Below are 545 nucleotides of genomic sequence, written 5' to 3' on the forward strand. Positions count from 1 at the left end.
CATTTCTGTTTTTATAATAATAACGTCAAAAAATAAGTGGATTAGCCCATTATATGGCGGCTATGCACGGGAGGTAATGAGGAATATGTCAGGAATTATTCGCGTAACCCCAGAAGAACTAAGAGCGACCGCTAAGCAATATGGTGTTGAAAGTCAAGAAGTGTTAAACCAAGTTGATCGTCTAAATAGAATGATCTCTGATTTAAAAGGAATGTGGGAAGGTGCTTCTAGTGAAGCATTTGCTGATCAATACGAGCAGCTTAAGCCTTCTTTTATCAAAATGTCTGATCTATTAACAGATGTCAGCAATCAGCTTGATCAAACGGCAAATACACTTGAAAGCACTGACCAAGACATCGCAAGCCAAATTCGCGGCTAATCAAAGTGATTTCCTTTCTAAGTGTGAAATGCAGAAAAAGCGCCGAGTCTGTCAATGGATGCCGGCGCTCTTTCTATTTTGTGAGGTGGAAATTTGTGTATATCGATATTACCATCGACTTAAAAAATTATGATGGCAGTGTGTTTGATTTGAGACTATCAAATTA

Annotated in this window: 1 protein-coding gene and 1 pseudogene; both read left to right on the forward strand. The window is 38.3% G+C overall.

Going from position 1 to position 545, the window contains the following annotated elements; translation table 11 throughout:
* Positions 1-85: 85 nt before the first annotated feature.
* Entirely contained in the window at positions 86-379 is a 294-nt protein-coding gene (locus tag BJU60_RS14895) for a WXG100 family type VII secretion target (protein WP_003213769.1), read from the forward strand.
* Positions 380-474: 95 nt separating this feature from the next.
* Positions 475-545, forward strand: a pseudogene (locus tag BJU60_RS15195) (ubiquitin); the annotation flags it as partial.

This window comes from Exiguobacterium aurantiacum, from assembly GCF_001766415.1.
Classification (GTDB): Bacteria; Bacillota; Bacilli; order Exiguobacteriales; family Exiguobacteriaceae; genus Exiguobacterium; species Exiguobacterium aurantiacum_A.

Excerpts from the sequence above, each read along its gene's own strand:
- BJU60_RS14895 (WP_003213769.1), top strand. The coding sequence starts at position 86 with ATGTCAGGAATTATTCGCGTAACCCCAGAAGAACTAAGAGCGACCGCT.